We start from the raw sequence: 20396 nt of genomic DNA, 5'->3' as shown, positions 1-20396 counted from the left end.
CAGGGCGAGGAATATATAGAAAAGGGCATAGAGGCTCAGAATTCCACAAAGAATAGCAGGCCCCGACTCTAGCAGCTGTGCACCGTAGACACGGTTTAAGGATGCTCCATGCAGACGCAGGCGCGCGCTTTTTTCGTCTGCCGGAATATGGCACCAATCAGAGCCGTACTAAGGGCTAGGCATGTTGCAATAAAGGCATACCCGCCTGGGGTTCCCATGTAGTACCCTGCAATACTTCGGAGATTGAGAACATCGTATTCCGTTGTATGCGCACCATTTTCACGCAGGGTAGCGAGTAGCTGGGCGCGTTGTTGCTCACTACCGCCATAAAGGTTGTAGAGACCTCGCGCTTCTGCAACCTTGCCCGGATTAAACCTTTTGACCTCAACGCGGTCTTCAGGGGTATAGGAAGGGTATCCTGTTTGTTCCCACCCACGTACAGTATTTTCGGCACCACAGAATTCGAGTACGATACCGTGCCGAGTATCTGACACATCAAGGGTGCGACGAGCTATAGCGATACTGTTCTTCTCCGCTTCCTGACACATATCCTCTAGAAATTTGCGAGTATCTACGCCTTCACTGATTGAAGCAATCTGGAGGTTACGGGTATGCCCAAGAGACATCTCCGAGTTGATACTCAGAAGCATGAAGAAAGGGAACACAATGGAGGCGAGGGGCGCCCATAGATAAACTGAGGTGAGGACCGATACATACCGGCCAAATCGGAATCGACACTTAAGCATGGGGATTCATTTCTGTCACATGGGCGGACCGTCTGATAGATTCACTCAGACGGCCCGCCAAATATTTTGTATATTAGCCGCCTGCATCATTTGCAGGACCATATTGCTAATACGTTATAGAACATCCAACGCGCTCATCTCTAACAATGGTTGTTATAGTAAGCCTCGTTAGTGTGGTTCCAAGAACGACCAGACCAAGCCCTAGCAGTGGTAAAGGGCTTCTGACATCCGGAGTAAACCCAGTCACTTCCCCAAACGGTTGCGCTATGCCGTTCTTCTTTGTGGTAATAACGAGACCACACACCCCAGACAGATGAGCCATAGTCCCAAGTACCACCATGCACATCAACAACAGTCGCCACAGCCGGGACAGTTGCGACAGGAACGGCAGTCAGTGCCGTCGCGCTCAAGGCGATAGCGGTAAGCACCTTTTTACCAGGGGGGCGAAGATACCCATTTCTAATCTCCTTCGATAGGTATATCCATATGGTATTGAACTTGCAGTTTTGCAGAAGTTCTTTCAAGGAATATAGACTTTAGCCATATCCTTGCTAGGTATACTACAGTGAAAATATAATCTCAGTCACCATAAAATGAGAAAGTTTCACAACGTGGCATAAATTCCATTCTCCCAAAGGCAGTGACTCAACCCCTACCTAAAAGAGCAGGTCAAAACAATACCGCCCGGTAGTCGGAGGGATAAACCCACCAACCACCGGGCGGTGATTCTTGAAGCTACATTAGCCGCGGTAGGAGGGAACCACAGTCAGTTCAGCCTTCTGGAACTTCTTCAGGTCCAGGTAGCCGCAGTTAGCCATTGCGCGCTTGAGCGCACCGACAATGTTGCTGGTGCCGTTCACGTGGTGCGAAGGACCGTACAGGACCTCCTCCAGGGAGCCGACAACACCCAGCGGGGTGCGCACGCCGCGCGGGAAGTCCAGCGAGTGCGCCTCGTTGCCCCAGTACCAGCCCTGGCCGGGAGCCTCGGATGCGCGAGCCAGCGGAGCGCCCAGCATGACAGCGTCAGCGCCCAGTGCAAGCGCCTTCACCATGTCGCCGGAGCGACCCAGGGAGCCGTCAGCGATCACGTGCACGTAGCGGCCGCCGGACTCATCCAGGTAGTCCGAACGTGCTGCAGCCACATCAGCGATAGCGGTTGCCATCGGTGCAGAAATGCCCAGGCCCTGACGGGTGGTCTGTGCAGAACCGCCGCCGAAGCCCACCAGCACGCCGGCTGCGCCGGTACGCATCAGGTGCTTAGCCTGCGAGTAGCCAGCCACGCCACCAACGATGACCGGAACGTCCAGCTCGTAGATGAACTTCTTTAGGTTCAGCGGCTCGTGCGAGGTCGAAATGTGCTCAGCAGAGACAGATGCACCGCGGATGACGAACAGCTCAACGCCAGCCTTCACCACGGTTTCGTAGTGCTCCTGGGTGTTCTGCGGGCTCAGGGAGCCGGCAACAACCACGCCGGAGTCACGAATCTCTTCCAGGCGTGCAGTGATCAGTTCCGGCTTAATCGGCTCGGAGTAAATCTGCTGCATGCGGGTGGTCGCTGAGGCGGGGTCCGCCTCGGGCAGCTCAACAATCTCGTCCAGCAACGGCTGCGGGTCCTCATAGCGGGTCCACAGGCCCTCGAGGTTTAGAACGCCCAGGCCACCCAGCTTACCCAGTGCGATGGCGGTCGCCGGGGACATGACCGAGTCCATGGGCGCACCAATGATGGGGGTGTCGAACTTGAACGCGTCAATCTGCCAGGAGGTGTCAACGTCACGGCGGTCGCGAGTACGGCGGGTAGGCACCAGCGCTACATCATCCAGGGAATAGGTGGGGCGGGCGTTCTTAGAGAGGCCAATCTGAATTTCAGACATGGGGTGAATCCTTTCGAATTCGGTTTGAGGGGTGCCGCTGGGCGTTATTCGCTCCGATGCCCGCCCGATCCCTGAACGGGTATGGGGCGGGCTCAACGGCGCATGGTGTGCACACCGTGCGGCGAATCATCGTTGGTGAGGCGTTTTAGCGGCGGTAGTTCGGTGCCTCAACGGTCATCATGATGTCGTGCGGGTGCGATTCCTTCAGACCTGCGGGGGTGATGCGCACGAACTGACCCTTGTACTTGAGCTCCTCGATAGTGCGGGAACCAACGTAGAACATGGTCTGACGCAGGCCACCTTCGAGCTGGTGAATCACTGCGGAGAGCGGGCCGCGGAAGGGAACCTGACCCTCAATACCCTCGGGAATCAGCTTCTCTTCGCTGGAGACGTCAGCCTGGAAGTAGCGGTCCTTGGAGAAGGACTTGTGGCGACCGCGGGTCTGCATCGCGCCAAGCGAACCCATGCCGCGGTATGCCTTGTACTGCTTACCGTTCATGAAGATCAGCTCACCGGGAGACTCGGTGGTACCAGCCAGCAGGGAGCCGAGCATCACGGAGTCAGCGCCGGCAACCAGTGCTTTGCCAATCTCGCCGGAGTGCTGCATACCGCCGTCAGCAATCAGCGGCACACCCGCCGGGATTGCTGCCTTAGCGGACTCGTTGATAGCGGTCACCTGGGGAACGCCAACACCGGCAATAATGCGGGTGGTGCAGATGGAGCCAGGGCCAACGCCGACCTTCACGCCGTCAGCGCCGGCGTCGATGATTGCCTGTGCGCCCAGGCGGGTTGCAGCCTGGCCACCGATGACGTCCACGTGTGCTGCGGCGGGGTCCTTCTTCAGGCGGGCAATCATGTCGAGCACGCCCTGGGAGTGACCGTTTGCGGTGTCCACGAACAGTGCGTCAACGCCTGCCTCAACCAGGGTCATTGCGCGCTCGTAGCCGTCGCCGAAGAATCCGATAGCGGCGCCGGCACGCAGGCGGCCGTCCTCGTCCTTGGTGGCATTGGGGTACTGCTCAGTCTTGACGAAGTCCTTGAGGGTAATTAGACCGGCGAGCTTGCCTGCGTTGTCGACCAGAGGCAGACGCTCAATCTTGTTGTGGGACAGCAACGCAAATGCTTCGTCCTTGGTGACGCTGGGGTGCGCGGTGACCAGCGGCATGGGGGTCATGATATCGCGGACGCGAATGCCCTCGTAGTCGGAGCGGGAGATGTAGCGGATATCGCGGTTGGTGATGATACCTTCCAGCACGCCCTCTTCGCTAACGACGGGCAGACCGGAGACCTTGTAGTAGCCGCAGACCTCGTCGTATTCGGCAATGGTTGCGTCAGCACCGATGGTAACGGGGTTAATGATCATGCCGGACTCGGAGCGCTTAACACGGTCCACATGTGCAGCCTGGTCCTCGATGGAAAGGTTGCGGTGGATAACGCCCATACCGCCCAGACGTGCCATAGCGATAGCCATAGCGGAGTCGGTCACGGTGTCCATTGCGGCGGAGATAATGGGGGTGTTCAGGGTGATGCGCTTGGACAGGCGGGTAGAGGTGTCCGCATCGGAGGGGATGACGTCGGTGTTACCGGGCAGCAGCAGCACGTCATCGTAGGTCAGGCCGGTGAAGCCGAAGGGATCCTCGGACAGAGCGGTGGGAATGGTCATTGTCTACCTTTCGGATGCTGGCTTCATCGGTGAGAAGCTCAGCCTATACGTTGCATATGTCAAGATGCGGTACGAACCGTCTGCTCGCACCCCACAAGGTGGTTTGAGCGCAAACGGGAACAGCTTACCTTCTATAGTAAACCGCTAAAGATTTCTTTGCTGAGAAGCACTCATAGTAAGCGTCCTTCAGCGGGAGGCTGTCGGCAGGTTCTAGCGCCCTTCGAACGCGAGCGCGCCCGAGCCTACCGACAGCGAGTGCCCGGTACCGCCTCCATAGTGGGGGGCGGTACCGGGCACACACACTATTTAGTCTTCTTCAGTTTCTTCAGGCTTCTCAACCACCAGGGTCTCGGTGGTCAGCACCAGAGCCGCGATGGAGGAGGCGTTCTGCAGAGCCGAACGGGTCACCTTCACCGGGTCAATCACGCCAGCTTCGATGAGGTCCACGTACTCGCCGGTCTTGGCATTGAAACCGTGACCCACGGGCAACTCGGAGACCTGGGAGACGATGACGTAGCCGTCTTCGCCAGCGTTCTCAGCAATCCAGCGCAGCGGCTGAGCCAGGGCACGGCGAACGATCTGTACACCCACGTTTGCGTCGTGATTACCCAGGTCCATGCCGTCCAGTGCCTTCAACGCGTGAACCAGTGCGGAACCGCCACCGGAGACGATGCCCTCTTCCAGAGCGGCACGGGTGGAGGACACAGCATCCTCGATACGGTGCTTGCGTTCCTTCGCCTCAACCTCGGTTGCGGCACCAACCTTGATGACCCCCACACCGCCGGCGAGCTTAGCCAGGCGCTCCTTGAGCTTCTCGCGGTCCCATTCGGAATCCACGCGCTCAATTTCGCGGCGTAGTTGCTGCACTCGATCCTCGATTGCCTCAGGGGCGCCGCCGCCATCCACGATGGTGGTGTGGGACTTGGTGACGGTCACGCGGCGTGCCGAGCCCAGGTGCTCCAAGGTGACCTGCGGCAGGTCGATGCCCAGCTCACCGGTCACGACGGTACCGCCGGTCAGAATTGCCAAATCCTGCATGATTGCCTTGCGGCGGTCACCGAAACCGGGAGCCTTCAGAGCAACCACGTTGATGGTGCCACGCAGCTTGTTCACGACCAGTGCGGAGAGCGCCTCACCGTCAACATCTTCTGCGATGATGGTCAGCGGCTTCTTGGCCTGAACAATCTTCTCGAGCACGGGCATGATTTCTGCGATGGTGGAAATCTTGCCCTGGTAGAGCAGCACGAGGCTGTTCTCCAGCACTGCTTCGCCGCGCTCAGCGTCGGTGACGAAGGAGGGCGAGAGGTAGCCCTTGTCGAACTGCATACCTTCGGTGATGTCCAGTTCGATTTCGGTGGAGGAGCCGTCTTCAATGGTGATGACGCCGTCCTGGCCGACCTTCTCGAAGGCGCGAGCCAGCAGCTCACCAATCTGCTCAGACTGGGCGGAGATAGCGGCAACGTGAGCCACCTCCGAGCCCTGCACAGGGCGTGCGTTCTCGAGCAGGCGTGCGGAGACCGCCTCCACGGCAGCCTCAATGCCGCGCTTGACGTCGGCGGGTGCCGCGCCGCTGGTGACGTTGCGCAGGCCCTCGTTGACCAGTGCCTGTGCGAGCACGGTTGCGGTGGTGGTGCCGTCACCGGCTACGTCGTTGGTCTTGGTGGCGACTTCTTTCGCCAGCTGGGCACCCAGGTTCTCGTACGGGTCATCCAGTTCAATTTCACGAGCAATGGACACGCCGTCGTTGGTGATGACGGGTGCACCCCACTGCTTGTCGAGCACAACGTTGCGCCCGCGCGGGCCGAGGGTTACCTTGACCGCGTTTGCCAGCTTATCGACGCCAGCCTGCAGGGACTTGCGGGCGGCATCGTTGAATTCAAGCTGCTTAGCCATGTGTTCGCTACTCCTAGTGCGTCACAGAAAAGGAAATTTTGAGGGGCAGATGATAGCTCATGCGCCGTACCGGATGAGCGGTACGGCGCATGAGCATCTGAAAGTATTAGTCGACGATTGCCAGAACGTCGCGTGCGGAAAGAATCAGGTATTCTTCGCCCTGGTACTTGACCTCGGTGCCACCGTAGCGGGAGAAAACGACAACATCGCCTTCCTTGATGTCTACGGGAATGCGGTTGCCCTTCTCATCCACGCGGCCCGGGCCAACGGCGACAACGCGTGCTTCCTGCGGCTTTTCCTTCGCAGTTTCGGGGATGACCAGACCGGATGCGGTAGTCTGCTCAGCCTGCTCAATCTTGATAACGACGCGGTCTTCCAGGGGCTTGATAGCCATAATCGGTTCCTCCGGGTTGTGGATTTACGTTTGATGCGAGATAGCGGCGCAGTGGCGCGCCCGATAACTGTCTCGAGTGCTACCTCAACTCTAGTTTCACCTGTGCTTTCGGTCAAGAAAAGCGCCCCTCTGTCGGAGTGTTTCACCGCAAGGCGAACGCTGAGCAAAAAGCTGGGCGAATCAGGCTCCCCACCTGCCGAAACCGGCACCCCGTAAAATGAGGAGCATGCCTATTCCCGCATCCCCTTTTACTCCCGCCGCCACGCTTCCGTTCAGCGCCGAAGCGCTCGCGGCAGCCGATGAGCTCTACCCGCTGGGCTCGGATACGCTCAGCACCGTTACTTCTTTGCGTTCGCAAGGTTTCAGCCCCGAGGAGTCTGCACAGATTATTTCGCTGGCGCAGGCTCGTACCCGTGCACGCGCCAAATTCGGCGAGCGCGCCCGCACCCTCATGCTGACTCAGGAGGCGGCGGAGCAGGCGACCCGCCCGGTGATTGCGCATTATCGCGCCCAGCGTCTGCGCCCGGTTGCCGGCACGGTGGCTGATTTGGGTTGCGGTATTGCGTCAGATTCTGCCGTGTATGCGGCAGATCGCGGTGCCGTGGTTGCGGTGGAGTTGGACCCGCTGACGGCTTCTTTTGCGGCGAAGAATCTTGAGTTTTGCCCGCAGGCGCGCGTGTATTCGGGGGATGTGACCGGCTATGTGCACGGTGAGCTTCTGGACGCTGCCGGTGAGCCGGTGGGCATGGTGTGGATGGACCCGGCACGCCGCGAGTTGCGGGGTGCGAAGAAGGCTCATACGGAGCGTCTTTTTGATCCGGAGGCGTTCTCTCCCCCGTTCTCGTTCGTGCTGAATCTGGCTCGTACGGGCGTGCCGATGGGCGTGAAGTTGGGTCCCGGTTTTCCGCATGAGGGCATCCCCTCACCAGAAGATATTGCGTCGGAGGCAAACCCCAACCCGTGCGTTGAGGCGGAGTGGATTCAGTCGGAGGGTTCGCTTGCCGAGTTGGTGCTCTGGTTTAACGCGCTAGCTCAGGAGGGGGTGGCTCGCACGGCCACCTCAGTGCATGAGCTGCCTATGGAAGAGACTATCCCTCATGAAGGCACCGCCGAAACCGGTGCCCTGATGCCGGCGTATGAGGCGGTGAGCTTCCGTAGCCCATTGACGGCGGAAGAGGCGAAGCAGAGCGTTGATGTTCCGGCGTCTCTACCTCAGCCTGGTGATTACCTATTGGAGCCTGCCCCGGCGGTTGTGCGTTCACATCTGGTCGCTGAGTTTGCGCAGAGCATTGGCGCACATCTGCTGGATGAGCATCTTGCATATCTGTATTCTGCCGAGCTGGTGGAGCATCCGCTGGTTGCTTGCTACGAGGTGCTGGAGGAGATTCCTCTGCAGGAGAAGCAGCTGAAGCGTTGGGTGCGCGAGCAGGGCTTTACTGCGCTGACGATTAAGAAGCGTGGCGTGGATATTGTTCCGGAGCAGTTGCGTGCGCGTCTGCTGGGTTCTGCGGGTTCTAAGCCTTTCAAGAGGAAAAAGAAAAAGAACAATATTTCTTCTTCAGATGCACAGGCGGGTGCGCAGGAGTCCTCGTACCGTCCGGCAACGCTGGTCTTTACCCGCATCGGTTTGGGTAGGGATTCACGACGCGTCGGCTGGCATGTGCGCCCGCTCTAACCTCACCAAACCTAACTGCCCAGCCGTGACTACTCAACTCTGGCTGCTCAGCCCTGACTGCCCAGCCCCGAGGACGGGTTACCGTTCTTAACGATTCGTGACGTTTCCCGTTCCGGATTCTGCGCTCGACAGGGCGCTGGGCACCGCAAGACCGTACACTAGATACGGTGCCTAGTAGAGGTACTCCCCCGCGAAAGCGATCTCTCATCAGTTAGCGCACGACCGGGTAGAGCCCACCGATAATAACTTCCGCAGTCGGCACCATGCACGACCCTATTTCCAGACGCAGGAAAGGCAATATGATCGACTTTGCTACCTCCCCGCAGTCCACTCTCGGCGTGGAATGGGAGATTGCGCTCATCGACCGTGAAAGCGGCGAACTGACACAGCGCGCCAGCGAGGTGCTTTCCATTCTGCGCGAGCGCCACCCCGAACTGCTCAAGCCCGCCTCCGACCGGGCGCACGTAACCGGCGAATTCCTGGAAAACACCCTCGAGGTGGTGACCGGCATCTGCCGCACCGTCGCTGAGGCATGCCGTCAGCTGCAGGATTTGACGGATACCCTGCGTGAAATTACCGATGAGCTCGGCATTGAGTTCTACCCCGCCGGCACTCACCCCTTCTCCCATTGGGCTGACCAGCCGGTCGTGGCGAAGGAACGCTACCAGCGTGTGGTCGAACGAGCCCAGTATTGGGGCCATCACATGGTCATTTACGGTGTGCACGTGCACGTGGGCATTGACTCTCGCGATAAGGTTCTGCCGCTCGTTGACGCGCTGACCAACTACGGTCCGCACCTGCTGGCGCTTTCGTGTTCTTCCCCCTATTGGGACGGAGTCGATACCGGTTACGCTTCGCACCGCACCCAGCTTTACCAGCAGCTCCCGACGAACGGTTTGCCCTTCCACTTTGATACTTGGGAGCAGTACAGCGACTACCTGGATTCGCTCGTGGCAACTGACGTGATTACCGATTCGAGCGAAGACCGTTGGGATGTTCGCCCGGTTCCGCGTTACGGCACCATTGAGATGCGCTATTGCGATGGCCTCGCTTCCCTGCCGGATGTTGCGGCGATCGTGGCGTTCACGCAGTGCCTGGTGGAATACTTCTCCCGCCGTATTGAGGCGGGTAAAAGCATTGAGGTGCTCGCCCCCTGGCACGCGCAGGAGAATAAGTGGCGCGTTGCCCGCTACGGCCTGGAGGCTAAGATCGTGGTCTCTAACGAGCCGACACAGCGTACTCTGCATGAAGATTTTGAGCTGCTTCTACCCAAGTTGGAGCCGGTGTCACGCGACCTTGACTGCGAGGTAGAGCTAACTCAGGTACGCCGCATCCTCGCCGAGGGTACGGGCGCGGATCGTCAGCGTGCAGTCTTTGAGAAGACCGGCTCTCTGCGTGAGGTGGCGCTAGATGTCGCCACGCAGTCCCGCGCGCGAGCACTGCGTTAGACCCTCCCCCGTAACTAAAGCTTGAATACAGAAAATGCCTCGGCGCAGTCCTTTGGGAGACTGTGCCGAGGCATTTTTATGAGCATTTTCGAGGCGAGCCGCTTCAACGTGCTCGCATTGCCGTTTAGAAGCAGACCGCTTAGAAACAAACGGTGGTCACCGGCAGCGAGGAATCCGTCGTGAATTCCACTCCCGAGGGCTCACGACCGGCGGCGACCAGGCGAGCGCCCAGCGCCGCAACCATCGCACCGTTATCGGTGCACAGGGTGAACTTCGGAATAATCAGGCGCACCCCCTCGGAGGCGCATCGAGCGGCAAGCAGCTCACGCAGGCGCGAGTTAGCCGCCACGCCGCCGCCAAGCAGCAGAGTCTTCATGCCCTGCTCGCGGCAGGCAAGCATCGCCTTCTTGGTGATGACGTCCACGACCGCCTCCTGGAAGGACGCGGCAATATCGGCAACCGGAACCTCTTCACCGGCTGCTTCAAAACTTTCTATCACGCGCGCCACAGCGGTCTTCAGACCGGAGAAGGAGAAATCGTAGCGGTGCGCGCCGGGCTCCTCGGCGGTGCCCATGAACTTGCGGTTCGACAGGCCGCGAGGGAACACGAAGGCGTTGCGGTTGCCGTCAGCGGCGGCGCGATCAATCGCGGGGCCGCCCGGGTAGTCCAGGCCGAGCAGTCGGGCGACCTTGTCATAGGCCTCGCCTGCGGCATCATCGAGGGTCGCGCCGAGCAGACGCACATCGGAGGTAATGTCGCGCACCTGCAGGATTTCGGTGTGACCGCCAGAGACCAGCAGTGCGCCCAGGCCACCGGAACCGGCGTTCGCCAACAGGTCGGAGCCGTCCTCGGTACCGTTATCTTCCAGCAGGCCAACACCAACGTGGGCGACCAGGTGGTTAATGCCGTAGAGGGGCTTACCGGTGGCAATAGCGAGCGCCTTGGCCGCGGAGACACCCACCATGAGTGCGCCCGCCAGTCCGGGGCCCGCGGTGACGGCGATAGCGTCCACCTGATCGAGGGTGATGTCCGCTTCGGCAAGTGCCGCTTTGAGCGCGGGAATCATGGCATCCAGGTGAGCGCGGGAGGCGATTTCGGGGATTACTCCACCAAAGCGCACGTGCTCCTCCATAGAGGAGGAGATGGTGTTGCTGAGCAGCTGTGCACCGCGCACAATGCCGATACCGGTCTCATCACAGGAGGATTCGATGCCCAGAACGAGGGGTTCGCGAGTGCTCATAGTTCGTCTTTCTGTTGCGCTGTCTGCGCGTAGTGCTTCTAGTTGCAGTGGTGTAGGGATGCTGTGATGCAGAGATGCTGAGATATAGAGGGCGGCGGAAGCATGCCCCTACTGCGGGGATTGCCGTTTAACCCAACGGACTATTTAGAACGTGCATTCCATAATGATGGCGTCTGTTCCGTCATCGTAGTAGCCGCGTCGTACGTGAATCGCGCGGTAGCCGTTGCGTTCGTAGAGGCGCTGGGCGCGCGGGTTGTCGGCACGCACCTCCAGCAGGATGCGCTCGGCACCCTGCTCGCGGGCGCGCTCGTGCATCTGCTCAAGCATGGTGCGACCGTAGCCGTGGCCCTCATACTCGGGAACCACACCGATGGTTTGAACATCGGCGGTGTCAGCTACGACCATGGTTCCGCAGTAGCCGACAGCGCGCCAGCTGCCCTCGTTATCTTCCGAACCTTCAGTTGGCAATTCAAGTATGTAGTAGGTGCGAGTCGGGTGGGTCAGCTCTTCGAGGAACATGTCGATGTGCCAGGCGTCGACGGGGAACAGGATGGTTTCCATGCGGTGCATGGCCTGCACGTCGGCAAGTTCGGCAATGCGCAGACGGGCACCCAGAGCCAGGTTATTCAGTGCCAGGTCATCTCGCGCGATATTTTCGGTAGCACTCATTTAGCTCTCCTCCTGCGCGGCAGTCTGTGCAGCAATTTGTGCGCCCTGCTTCTGCTGGCGGGCAAGCATTGCGGCGGGGATCTTCGCGTCCGAGTCGCGCAGGTACTGGGCGGAGGTGTCATCACTCAGGTTCTTTACGCCCAGGCGTGCCGCGGCGGCAACCAGGTACTCGGCGTGGGGGTGAACCTGACGGGCAGAATCGATGATGGCCCAGCCGTGCCCTTCGAGAGTTTCGGGGTACAGGCCAGCACCGTAACCGTATGCGTAGGCGGGATCCCCACCGGGCAGAATTTCGGAGGCGGGGCATACGTTTGGGCCGCCCACTAGGTTGTAACCTTCGGCGTTCACACGGTAGCGGGCGGAGTAGACTTCGCGGCGGCGCGCGTCGGAGAGTACGAGCAGTTCAGCACCTTCGACAAGATCAGCAGAAGCGAACGCTCGTTCTGTGTTTTCTTCCCCGGCGACTGCGCTAGCTTCCCCGGTAGCTGCGCCAGATACAGCATGCTCAGCCAGGGCGGTCAAGCTCATCAAGCCGTACACCGGCACCGACCAGGCAAAACCCAGAGTACGCGCAGTAACGATACCGGCACGCAAACCTGTAAAAGGCCCCGGGCCGGTACCGGTCAGAATCACATCCAATTCTTCTCCGCGCACGCCAGCGTCCTGCAGGGCAGCCTGCGCGTAGGGCCCCATCACCTCGGCATGGGAGCGGGTATCTTCACTCTCATAGCGGGCGAGGATTTCGAAGGATGCACCGGCTTCGGAGCCGTGCACACGGGCGAGCGCCACGGATGCGGTGGCGGATGAATCAAGGGCAAGTACTAGCACCCTATCATTCTAACGCGCGGGCTCTAGGCGCTCTGCAGGTCCTCTTTCAGAGCGTCGAAAGCATGCTCCCAGCGGGGGCCGAAGGCGCGCACCCGCAGCAGACGAGGTTCGGGGGTATCCGCGTCCTCGTCACTTTCGTCCTTGTCTTCGTCGTCCCAACTGAACTCTTCGGCACCCGAGTAGGCGAAGCGTGCATCCGCACCGGTCAGTCGGGTGAAGTCCAGCTCCAGGCGAGAATCGCTCAGGTGCTCAGCCTTATCGCGGCCCCACTCGATGACGGTCACAGAGCGCGGCAGGGAGAACTCCAGGTCGAGGTCGTCGAGCTCTTCAGCGCTGGAGAGGCGATAGGCGTCCACATGCACCAGGTCGGGGCCACCGGGGCGGGGGCCATCCGTCAGGTTCGGGTGCACGCGCGAGAGCACGAAGGTCGGTGAGATAACGCCTTCGCGCACGCCCAGCCCTTCACCCAGGGAGCGGGTGAACGTGGTCTTACCCGCGCCAAGTTCACCCGAGAGCAACAGTACGTCCCCGGCATTCAGGTGCTGCGCCAGAGTGAGCGCCAGGCGGCGGGTATGGTCGGGGCCGGTCACATCCAGGTCGAAGACGGTAGAAATGTACTCAGTGCTCATTAGCCCTCCTGCTCCTGACCGGTGCCCCACAGCTCGTTCAGTTCAGCTTCAACCCAGGAGCCACCGATGTAGAGGCGCTCCACGCGGGGTGAAATACGGGTTACGATTTCATAGTTAATAGTCTGCGCGGCATCCGCCCACTCTTCCACGGGCGGGTTCTCACCGGCACCGAAGAGGACTGCGGGAGCACCAAGGTAACCCAGCTCGGGGTCGCTCAGGCCGGGTTCGCCCAGGTCAACGACCATCTGGTCCATGGCGATGCGACCAACCACGCGGTAGGTCTTACCCTCCGCGTTATTAGGCACGCAGCCGTTCTCCACGTTCTGCGCGCCCGGATAGATGCGCACCGGCGCGTTCTCCGCAATACGCGGCACGCCGTCAGCGTAGCCGAGCGGCACCAGCGCCAGGGTGGTCGGCTTTCCGGTGTGGTAGCGCAGACCGTAGGAAACACCCTGACCTGCAGGAACTTCCTTCACGGCGGCAATATAGCTACCCACCGTCATGACGGGCTTTAGGCCTAGTTCCTCAGCGGTGACCTCCGGCAGCGGGGAAAGACCATACAGTGCAAGGCCGCAACGCACGCCGTCACCGAGCATACGCTCCTCCGTATCCCAACCATCCAGCGAGGCGGTCAGGGTCGCCGGAGAGTTCGCCAGATGCACAATCTTCGGGTCCAGGCCGGCTTCACGAGCCTGAGCCACAAAAGCATCCAGGGTATCGAGCTGCTGTGCAGTCTCGGCGCGGGTCGGCTCATCCGCAACCGCCAGGTGACTGAAAATACCCTCAACCGCAATCAGCCCAGACTCCTCCAAGGATGCGGCGCGAGCCACCAACGCCGGCCAATCCGAAGCGGTGGCACCGTTACGGCCCAGACCGGTATCAGCCTTCAGATGCACGATAGCGCGCTCGCCGGCGCGTTCAGCGGCGGCGGCTACCGCTTCCAGGTCCCAACCAGAAACACCCAGGCGGATTTTCTCCTGCAGTGCAGCCTCAAAATCGGTGGAGGGGGTGTGTAGCCACGCCATGAGCGGCGCATCAATACCGTCAGCACGCAGTTCCAGCGCCTCGTTCACGTGCACCACACCCAGCAGGTCAGCACCGGCGACAATAGCCGAACGTGCCACCGGGTACGCGCCGTGACCGTACGCATCCGCTTTAATCACTGCAATGAGCACGCGGTCGCCAATAAGTTCCTTGAGACGGCGCACATTATGTTCTAGCGCATCAAGGTCAATCGTGGCGCTTCGCTCTACCTCTACCGGGGTGCAGGGCGGGCAGTAGATCGGTTCGGCAGGCTGCTGAGGGTGAGTCACGGTCCTTCACGGTCCTTCTGACGGGCGGGTACTACAGGCTGTACTTGGGCAGCCTCTCTTGTACTAAATTCTAGACCTCCCGGTGTGCGAAAGTCCTATCGCGCTACACTAGGTCAGGTACACCTTTGAGAGAGGAAAGCATCGATGAGCACTCTGCCGCCGGTTCGGACGGTTCACGTGTATTCCATGCACACCGACCCTTTTGCGCAGCCCGGTAGCGGAGATGCAGGCGGCATGAACGTCTATATTGCCCGGTCGGTACATGCCATGCTGGAGCTGAATCCCGAGTTGCGGATTGAGGTTTTCACGCTGGACCGCGGTGAGGCGCTTCTGGCTGATTCGCTGTTCCATCAGCCTCCTCAGCCCAGCGAACGCATTGTGCACCACAGCCTTGATCTTCCATCCGCCCGTGGTCTTTCGAAGAACGAGTTGGTTGCGGTCACCGATGATTTTGCGCAGGCATGTGTGGAGCAGGCACTGTACACCCCGGATATTATTCACGCCCACTATTGGCTGTCGGGTCAGGCTGCGGCTCGTGCATCCCAGCTGTGGTCGGCTCAGGGCGTTGGATTCCCGATTCCTGTTCTTTTTACTCCGCATACGACGGCTGCCGCTAAGGATACGCGCCGCGGCGAAGGTGAAGCACCCGAGCCTGAGGAACGTTATACCGCCGAGCGCCTGATGAGTAGCTCCGCCAGCCGGGTGATTGTGAATACTCCCCTGGAGGCACAGCAGATGGGCGAGTACTACGGTACGGAGGCGCAGAAGCTGGCCATTATCCCACCGGGTGTTGATACCTCGATTTTCCATACGATTCCTGGCGTGCATCCGCTCAATGACACCTCTGAGACTCGTTCCCGCATTATTTTTGCCGGTAGGCCTCAGGCGTTGAAGGGCCCGCATCTGCTGGTGGAGGCGCTCGCGTTGCTCCCCGATGATTTGGAGGTAGACGTGGATATTATTGGTCGTTCCGGTTCGGATTATGAGCGCCGCCTGTTGCAACGTGCAGCTGAGCTGGGTGTCGTAGATCGGGTGCATTTGAAGGACCCAGTTCCGGCGTCTGAGTTGGCGAATATTTTCCGTGCCGCCGATATTGTGGCGTCCCCGTCGTCATCTGAGACGTTCGGTTTGGTGGCACTGGAGGCGCAGGCATGCGGCGCGGCGGTGCTCGCTACGGATGCTGACGGTCTGCGCTATGCGGTGGAGAACCACCGTACGGGTCTGCTGGTGGCACCTCGTACTCCGCAGCGTTGGGCTGCGGCTATTGAGCGTCTGGTGCGTGCCCCGTATCTGCGTCATTCGTTGGGTGCGAACGCCGCGGCGCGTGCCCGTACGATGGGTTGGGATCAGACGGCGCGCCGAACCCTTAAAGCTTATGCCGAGGTACGTCAGGGTATCTCGCAGTAATGTATTTTTCACGTTGTGAGGAGTTTTAATGTCTTTCTCCATGAACCGCGATGAGTTCGCCGCGTACCTGGATTCGGTGCGTATTACCGGTGAGGTGGCGACCGCCCGAGAGAATAACCTGGACCATATTCAGGGTTTCCTGGATGGTAATGAGCACCTTGAGTTTGGTGTGCAGTGGAACCGCAAATGGGATTATGATTCGGTGTTTGAGGTGATGGTCCGCCGCGCGGGCCTGAACCCGGATCGTTCGCATACTCACGGTCAGGACACTATTGGTGCCGAGCAGTGCATCAGCGCGCTGGAGGAGTACGCCCGCATCTTTGGCGATGCGGTGCGTGCGGGTTCTCGTATTCTGTTTGCGACCGGTCACCCGGCGGGTCTGTTCCCCATGTATGCGGTGATGGCAGCGGCGGCAAAGGCTGCCGGCGCTGAGGTTCTTCAGATTGAGGAGGGCGAGCGCTTCCTGGATGGCGATGTCCGCCAGATTATGGATGTCGTAATGTTTGAGCAGTACGGCAATCTGCAGCATACGCATTTCCCTGGCCCGATGCGCATCGCGCTGGATCAGTTGAAGGCTCGCGGTGTGACTCCGGATCTGGTGGTTTCGGATCACGGCATGGCTGGTTATGCTTCTTCGACCTGTAAGTTGTTGACGATTGGTATTGCGGATTGTAATGATCCGGGTTTGTTTGTGGCGGCTGAGCAGGGGGATCTGCCGGTGTGTGTGCCGATGGACGATAATGTTCCGCCGCGTCGTTATGAACCGATGATTGATTTCATTTTGGATCGTGCGGGGCTTGAACGTCCTTAATGTCCCTTGTGCACCCTGCACTTAGGGTTTGGGGATCTTCGGGATTTGCCTTTTAACTGTCGGTTATTTTTTCCTGCAAGTGCATGAAACATTCTGACGGTTTTGTAGGTTTTAGCTCCACTAGGCATTCTTCCAAAGACCATTTTTCTTCTTTTTCTGTGATTGATTTCATTACGCTCAAGAGTCTTTGAGTCTTCATTCTTCACGCAGCATGACCCCCCGACCCCGTAGAATAGTTTACGGAACACGTTTATGGACTCATTAGCTTTATATAGCGTTCCGCTAGGGCCTTACCAGCGCCTTTACTGTAGTCTCTGTCACTATTCACTCAGCAAGATTATTGGTTCACTCATTCATTCAGAACAATGACTAGGACACTATTCCCTATTCACCGATAATTAGGAGTAAATGTGCCTATTCGCCGCTCTCAGCCCACGACACAGGACAAATTTCCGGGGAAGATTACACCGTTGAAAGTACAAGATCGTCTTAAAAGAATGTGGGGTTCAGACTTCGTCGTCAAGCGAAGCTGGCATCCCAAGGTTCAGCGAGCCCTTTACCTTGGCGATTTTCTCGCCATCGCTATTGCGGTTATCGCTACGCATCTGATTCGTTTCGGGTGGGAGAATGCTGACCTGCCCTATGTGAACGTTTGGCCTATTAACACTCTGGATGGCCGTATTCCCGCTATTGATTACATCTTCCTGGGCGTTGGTATGGTTATCGGCTGGTGGTTTATTCTCCAGGTGAACAGCTCCCGCAGCCTGCGCATCATGGGTTTTGGCAACGAGGAGTACCGCCTCATTACTCGCGGTTCCACCTATTTCTTCTGCCTGCTGATTATTGTGGCGTTCTTCCTCAAGGTTGACGTCACCCGCATGTACCTACTGATTGCTTACCCGCTGGGTCTGTTCCTTCTGCTCGTTGAACGTTGGCTAGTTCGTCAGGGTCTGGTGCGTTCGCGTACTCGCGGTCGTGCGTTGACTCGCGTCATGATTATTTCTGATGTGACGACCGGTCAGCACCTGTACAAGAACCTGGAGGGTGTGGTTGCTTCCGGTCTGTCCCCCGCCGCGTTCTATCTGCCCGGTTTCACTCTGGGGACCACTGTTGCTGGCGCACCGATTCCGGTGCTTGGTTACAGCACTTCTCCGGCTGACATTATGGAGGCCATCCGCGAGAACGACATCCATATGGTCGCTGTTACGAATGGTCACCATTTGAGCCCGGATCAGGTTCGTCTGCTGGGTTGGAAGCTTGCTGACGCTCATATTTCGCTGATTATGGCTCCTGCGACGACCGATATTGCTGGTCCGCGTATGCACATGCAGCCGCTGAATGGTCTGCCGCTGGTGCACGTGTCGACGCCGCGTATTACCGGTCTGTCGGCGTTCTTCAAGCGCACTGTGGATGTTGTGTCTTCGAGTCTGGGTTTGATTCTGCTGTCTCCTCTGTTCCTGGTGGTGGCGTTGCTGGTCAAGCGTGATGGCGGTCCGGTCTTCTTCTTGCAGAACCGTGTGGGTCTGAACGGTGAAATGTTCAAGATGGTGAAGTTCCGTTCGATGCGTACTGATGCCGAAGAGGTTAAGAAGCGCCTCATGGAGCAGAACGAGGGTAATGGTGTGCTCTTCAAGATGAAGGACGACCCGCGTATTACCCCCATTGGCAAGTTCATCCGTAAGTATTCGATTGATGAGTTACCTCAGCTGTGGAACGTGTTCGTTGGCGATATGTCGCTGGTGGGTCCGCGTCCTCCACTGGTTGAGGAAGTTGATCAGTACGAGGACATTGCGTACCGCCGCCTACTGGTGAAGCCCGGTATTACCGGTCTGTGGCAGGTTTCTGGCCGTAGTGACCTTTCTTGGGAAGAGTCGGTTCGTCTGGATCTCTACTATGTTGAGAACTGGTCGCTTACCGGTGACCTCATTATTCTTCTGCGTACTGTCCGTGCGGTTTTCGCTAAGGAAGGCGCGTACTAAGAAGAGTTGGGGGGTCTCCCACTGGAATGTATGCTGTTTTTGAAGACACTGTTCCGGCACAGGCAGCTTGGCATCATCCATTGATATAAACCCACAGAAGGGGCGTGAATCCATTTCCGGTGGATTCACGCCCCTTCTGTGTGGCATTCTGTTTAGTTCTCTTATAGACGCTCCAGGGCCTCTTGAAGGCATTAGGGTGAAGGCACGCTGGGTATCTCTGCCCTATTCGGCAATGAGTCGCGCAATAACTTCGGGGAGCATCTTCGCAACGCGGGTTGCCGGGGCGGGGCCCAACAGCTCGTCCTTGACACTTCCGGTGGCACTGGCACGTGCGGCTTCACCGTGCAGGTAGACTGCGAGCGCACCGATGGAGGCGTAGGTGCAGTCTTCCAAGATTTCTCCTCGGGCTTCAAAGGCGGCTACGGTCTGGGCAAGCAGCGCGCCGTAGATGCCGGTGAGGGTGTCTCCGCTGCCTGCGGTGGCGAGCCAGGGGCTTCCTCCGGCAACGCTGTAGGTGGCGCCGTTGGGTGCCGCAATGAGCGTGTAACCGCCCTTGAGCATGACGGTGGCGCCGGAGAGTTCGGAGGCGGCACGCACCCAGCGGAAGGGCTCTGCGTCAATGTCCTTGCGGCTAGGTACGATGGCGTCACCCAGGTGCTTCTTCCAGGTTTCGGGCGCGAGCTCGTGCACGATGCGCAGGAATCGTTCGAGCTCTGCCGCGTGCGGGGTGAGGATCTTGTGGGATCCGAGGTGCTTACCGGTTGCCATGTATTCTGCCGCCAGGTCGCAGGCACCAGCATCGAGGATTGCGGGTTCGGGTGAGTGGAGCAGGTAGCGGTTCTTGTCCAGCGAGTCGTAGCTGGAGCCAGAGCCGCCGGCCCACACGGTAACTCTCTGCAGGGCAGGTGCGCCGCTGAAGTAGACGGTTTCGGGGTTGTGAGCGATCATGAGCTGGCGGAGCTCGTGGGAGATGGCGCCGAAGCGAACCATACCAACGCCGGTGTTGAGGGCAGCACGCACACTCATGAGGGCTGCACCGGGGTATTCGAGGCTTCCGGTGAGCATGCCGAGTACGCCACGGGTGTACTTGTGGGAGTGCTCGTCGGGGATTTCAATGAGTTCGCGGTAGTCTTCGCGGTCGAGAACGCGCAGGGCGGGCTTGTGGGCGTCGAGGGCTTCGGGCACACCCAGGTCGTAGAGTTTAATATCTCCGGAGTGGACGCTATGGCTGGTGCCTGCCGGTAGCTTGTGACCGATGAAGGTGACGGTGCGGTCGGCGCGTAAGGATGGTTCGTGCACGGTTCCGCGGTTGTTATCGACCCCGGAGGGGGTATCAACGGCGAGGACTGCGCTGAGCTTACCGTCGAGCTGCGCGGCGCGGAGGACTCCCAGGTATTCGCCGGCGTTACCGCGTACGGCACCGCTGGAGCCGGTACCTAGGATGCCATCGATGGTCAGGTCGTAGCCTACAAGCTGTTCAAGGGCGTGTTCGGGGTCGAGCACGCGGGTGCCTTCGCCGCCTTCGCGGGCGATGAGTTCGAGGTTCTTTTCGCTGGAGTCGAAAATGACTGCATCAACGCGGTGCCCCTTGGCGCTGAGGCGGGCGCCGGCGTAGATGGTGTCTGCACCGTTGTTGCCCGGACCGATGAGTAGCAGGATTTTTGCTTTGTCTTTACCGTGGAGCAGCTCCTGCGCTTCGGCTGCGACGGCGTCTGCGGCGCGTTGCATGAGGTAGCCGTCATAGTCGGCGGCTTCAATGTAGGGCTTTTCTGCTTCGCGTACCTGGGAAGCAGTATAGATGAGCTTCATTGCTGTCTCCTTGGGTTGCAT

General features: G+C 59.2%; 17 protein-coding genes. 5 read left to right on the top strand and 12 right to left on the bottom strand.

Features of this window, described 5'->3' with window-relative positions; genetic code table 11:
• Positions 1-95 precede the first annotated feature (95 nt).
• From O3648_RS05240 to groES, 6 genes are all read right to left on the bottom strand, one after another.
• A complete protein-coding gene (locus tag O3648_RS05240) occupies positions 96-626 on the bottom strand; it encodes a hypothetical protein (RefSeq protein ID WP_371568915.1) in 531 nt (176 codons plus the stop codon).
• Between the two features lie 260 nt (positions 627-886).
• Positions 887-1090, bottom strand: a complete 204-nt coding sequence (locus O3648_RS05235) for a lactococcin 972 family bacteriocin (RefSeq protein WP_371568963.1) — start codon at positions 1088-1090, stop codon at positions 887-889.
• Between the two features lie 396 nt (positions 1091-1486).
• Positions 1487-2617, bottom strand: a complete 1131-nt coding sequence (locus O3648_RS05230; protein ID WP_070690995.1) for a GuaB3 family IMP dehydrogenase-related protein — start codon at positions 2615-2617, stop codon at positions 1487-1489.
• Between the two features lie 145 nt (positions 2618-2762).
• Entirely contained in the window at positions 2763-4280 is a 1518-nt protein-coding gene (gene guaB, locus O3648_RS05225) for an IMP dehydrogenase (protein ID WP_279741219.1), read from the bottom strand.
• Between the two features lie 306 nt (positions 4281-4586).
• Positions 4587-6173, bottom strand: coding sequence for a chaperonin GroEL (gene groL, locus O3648_RS05220; protein ID WP_371568912.1), 1587 nt, complete (start codon positions 6171-6173; stop codon positions 4587-4589).
• A gap of 106 nt (positions 6174-6279) precedes the next feature.
• A complete protein-coding gene (gene groES, locus O3648_RS05215) occupies positions 6280-6567 on the bottom strand; it encodes a co-chaperone GroES (protein ID WP_005505066.1) in 288 nt (95 codons plus the stop codon).
• Positions 6568-6793: 226 nt separating this feature from the next.
• Between groES and O3648_RS05210 the strand changes: the two genes are divergently transcribed.
• Both O3648_RS05210 and O3648_RS05205 read left to right on the top strand, forming a co-directional pair.
• Positions 6794-8242 (top strand): class I SAM-dependent methyltransferase, encoded by a 1449-nt coding sequence (locus tag O3648_RS05210; protein ID WP_279741223.1) that lies wholly within the window; start codon positions 6794-6796, stop codon positions 8240-8242.
• 299 nt (positions 8243-8541) lie between these two features.
• The gene (locus O3648_RS05205) at positions 8542-9690 is read left to right on the top strand and encodes a glutamate--cysteine ligase (protein ID WP_279741225.1); all 1149 of its coding nucleotides are present in this window, start codon (positions 8542-8544) and stop codon (positions 9688-9690) included.
• Positions 9691-9829: 139 nt separating this feature from the next.
• Here O3648_RS05205 and tsaD read toward each other — a convergent pair whose 3' ends face one another.
• The 5 genes from tsaD to alr all read right to left on the bottom strand — a co-directional run bounded on the left by tsaD (position 9830) and on the right by alr (position 14369).
• Complete coding sequence (gene tsaD, locus O3648_RS05200) at positions 9830-10930, bottom strand: tRNA (adenosine(37)-N6)-threonylcarbamoyltransferase complex transferase subunit TsaD (protein ID WP_279741227.1); 1101 nt, start codon at positions 10928-10930, stop codon at positions 9830-9832.
• Positions 10931-11074: 144 nt separating this feature from the next.
• The gene (rimI, locus tag O3648_RS05195; RefSeq protein WP_279741229.1) at positions 11075-11599 is read right to left on the bottom strand and encodes a ribosomal protein S18-alanine N-acetyltransferase; all 525 of its coding nucleotides are present in this window, start codon (positions 11597-11599) and stop codon (positions 11075-11077) included.
• Positions 11600-12427, bottom strand: a complete 828-nt coding sequence (tsaB, locus tag O3648_RS05190; RefSeq protein WP_279741231.1) for a tRNA (adenosine(37)-N6)-threonylcarbamoyltransferase complex dimerization subunit type 1 TsaB — start codon at positions 12425-12427, stop codon at positions 11600-11602.
• 23 nt (positions 12428-12450) lie between these two features.
• Positions 12451-13056, bottom strand: a complete 606-nt coding sequence (gene tsaE, locus O3648_RS05185; RefSeq protein ID WP_279741232.1) for a tRNA (adenosine(37)-N6)-threonylcarbamoyltransferase complex ATPase subunit type 1 TsaE — start codon at positions 13054-13056, stop codon at positions 12451-12453.
• On the bottom strand, positions 13056-14369 hold the full coding sequence (gene alr, locus O3648_RS05180) for an alanine racemase (RefSeq protein ID WP_279741233.1): 1314 nt from the start codon (positions 14367-14369) through the stop codon (positions 13056-13058). Before alr ends, tsaE begins: the two co-directional genes overlap by 1 nt.
• Positions 14370-14513: 144 nt before the next feature.
• Here alr and O3648_RS05175 point away from each other — a divergent pair, with 144 nt between their 5' ends.
• The 3 genes from O3648_RS05175 to O3648_RS05165 all read left to right on the top strand — a co-directional run bounded on the left by O3648_RS05175 (position 14514) and on the right by O3648_RS05165 (position 18566).
• A complete protein-coding gene (locus O3648_RS05175) occupies positions 14514-15776 on the top strand; it encodes a glycosyltransferase (protein WP_279741234.1) in 1263 nt (420 codons plus the stop codon).
• 28 nt (positions 15777-15804) lie between these two features.
• Positions 15805-16587 (top strand): phosphatase, encoded by a 783-nt coding sequence (locus O3648_RS05170; RefSeq protein WP_279791308.1) that lies wholly within the window; start codon positions 15805-15807, stop codon positions 16585-16587.
• Positions 16588-17084: 497 nt separating this feature from the next.
• Positions 17085-18566, top strand: coding sequence for a sugar transferase (locus tag O3648_RS05165; protein WP_279791309.1), 1482 nt, complete (start codon positions 17085-17087; stop codon positions 18564-18566).
• Positions 18567-18788: 222 nt separating this feature from the next.
• Here O3648_RS05165 and O3648_RS05160 read toward each other — a convergent pair whose 3' ends face one another.
• On the bottom strand, positions 18789-20375 hold the full coding sequence (locus O3648_RS05160; RefSeq protein ID WP_371568905.1) for a bifunctional ADP-dependent NAD(P)H-hydrate dehydratase/NAD(P)H-hydrate epimerase: 1587 nt from the start codon (positions 20373-20375) through the stop codon (positions 18789-18791).
• Positions 20376-20396 lie beyond the last annotated feature (21 nt).

Source organism: Rothia sp. 27098_8_161 (genome assembly GCF_041432905.1).
Lineage (GTDB): Bacteria > Actinomycetota > Actinomycetes > Actinomycetales > Micrococcaceae > Rothia.
Note: the sequence above shows the minus strand (reverse complement) of the source record. Positions and strands in the feature narration are given on the sequence as shown.

Coding starts and splice junctions, on each gene's coding strand:
- O3648_RS05240 (WP_371568915.1), bottom strand. CDS start 626: ATGTCTCTTGGGCATACCCGTAACCTCCAGATTGCTTCAATCAGTGAA.
- O3648_RS05230 (WP_070690995.1), bottom strand. CDS start 2,617: ATGTCTGAAATTCAGATTGGCCTCTCTAAGAACGCCCGCCCCACCTAT.
- guaB (WP_279741219.1), bottom strand. CDS start 4,280: ATGACCATTCCCACCGCTCTGTCCGAGGATCCCTTCGGCTTCACCGGC.
- groL (WP_371568912.1), bottom strand. CDS start 6,173: ATGGCTAAGCAGCTTGAATTCAACGATGCCGCCCGCAAGTCCCTGCAG.
- groES (WP_005505066.1), bottom strand. CDS start 6,567: ATGGCTATCAAGCCCCTGGAAGACCGCGTCGTTATCAAGATTGAGCAG.
- O3648_RS05210 (WP_279741223.1), top strand. CDS start 6,794: ATGCCTATTCCCGCATCCCCTTTTACTCCCGCCGCCACGCTTCCGTTC.
- O3648_RS05205 (WP_279741225.1), top strand. CDS start 8,542: ATGATCGACTTTGCTACCTCCCCGCAGTCCACTCTCGGCGTGGAATGG.
- tsaD (WP_279741227.1), bottom strand. CDS start 10,930: ATGAGCACTCGCGAACCCCTCGTTCTGGGCATCGAATCCTCCTGTGAT.
- rimI (WP_279741229.1), bottom strand. CDS start 11,599: ATGAGTGCTACCGAAAATATCGCGCGAGATGACCTGGCACTGAATAAC.
- tsaE (WP_279741232.1), bottom strand. CDS start 13,056: ATGAGCACTGAGTACATTTCTACCGTCTTCGACCTGGATGTGACCGGC.
- O3648_RS05175 (WP_279741234.1), top strand. CDS start 14,514: ATGAGCACTCTGCCGCCGGTTCGGACGGTTCACGTGTATTCCATGCAC.
- O3648_RS05170 (WP_279791308.1), top strand. CDS start 15,805: ATGTCTTTCTCCATGAACCGCGATGAGTTCGCCGCGTACCTGGATTCG.
- O3648_RS05165 (WP_279791309.1), top strand. CDS start 17,085: ATGTGGGGTTCAGACTTCGTCGTCAAGCGAAGCTGGCATCCCAAGGTT.
- O3648_RS05160 (WP_371568905.1), bottom strand. CDS start 20,375: ATGAAGCTCATCTATACTGCTTCCCAGGTACGCGAAGCAGAAAAGCCC.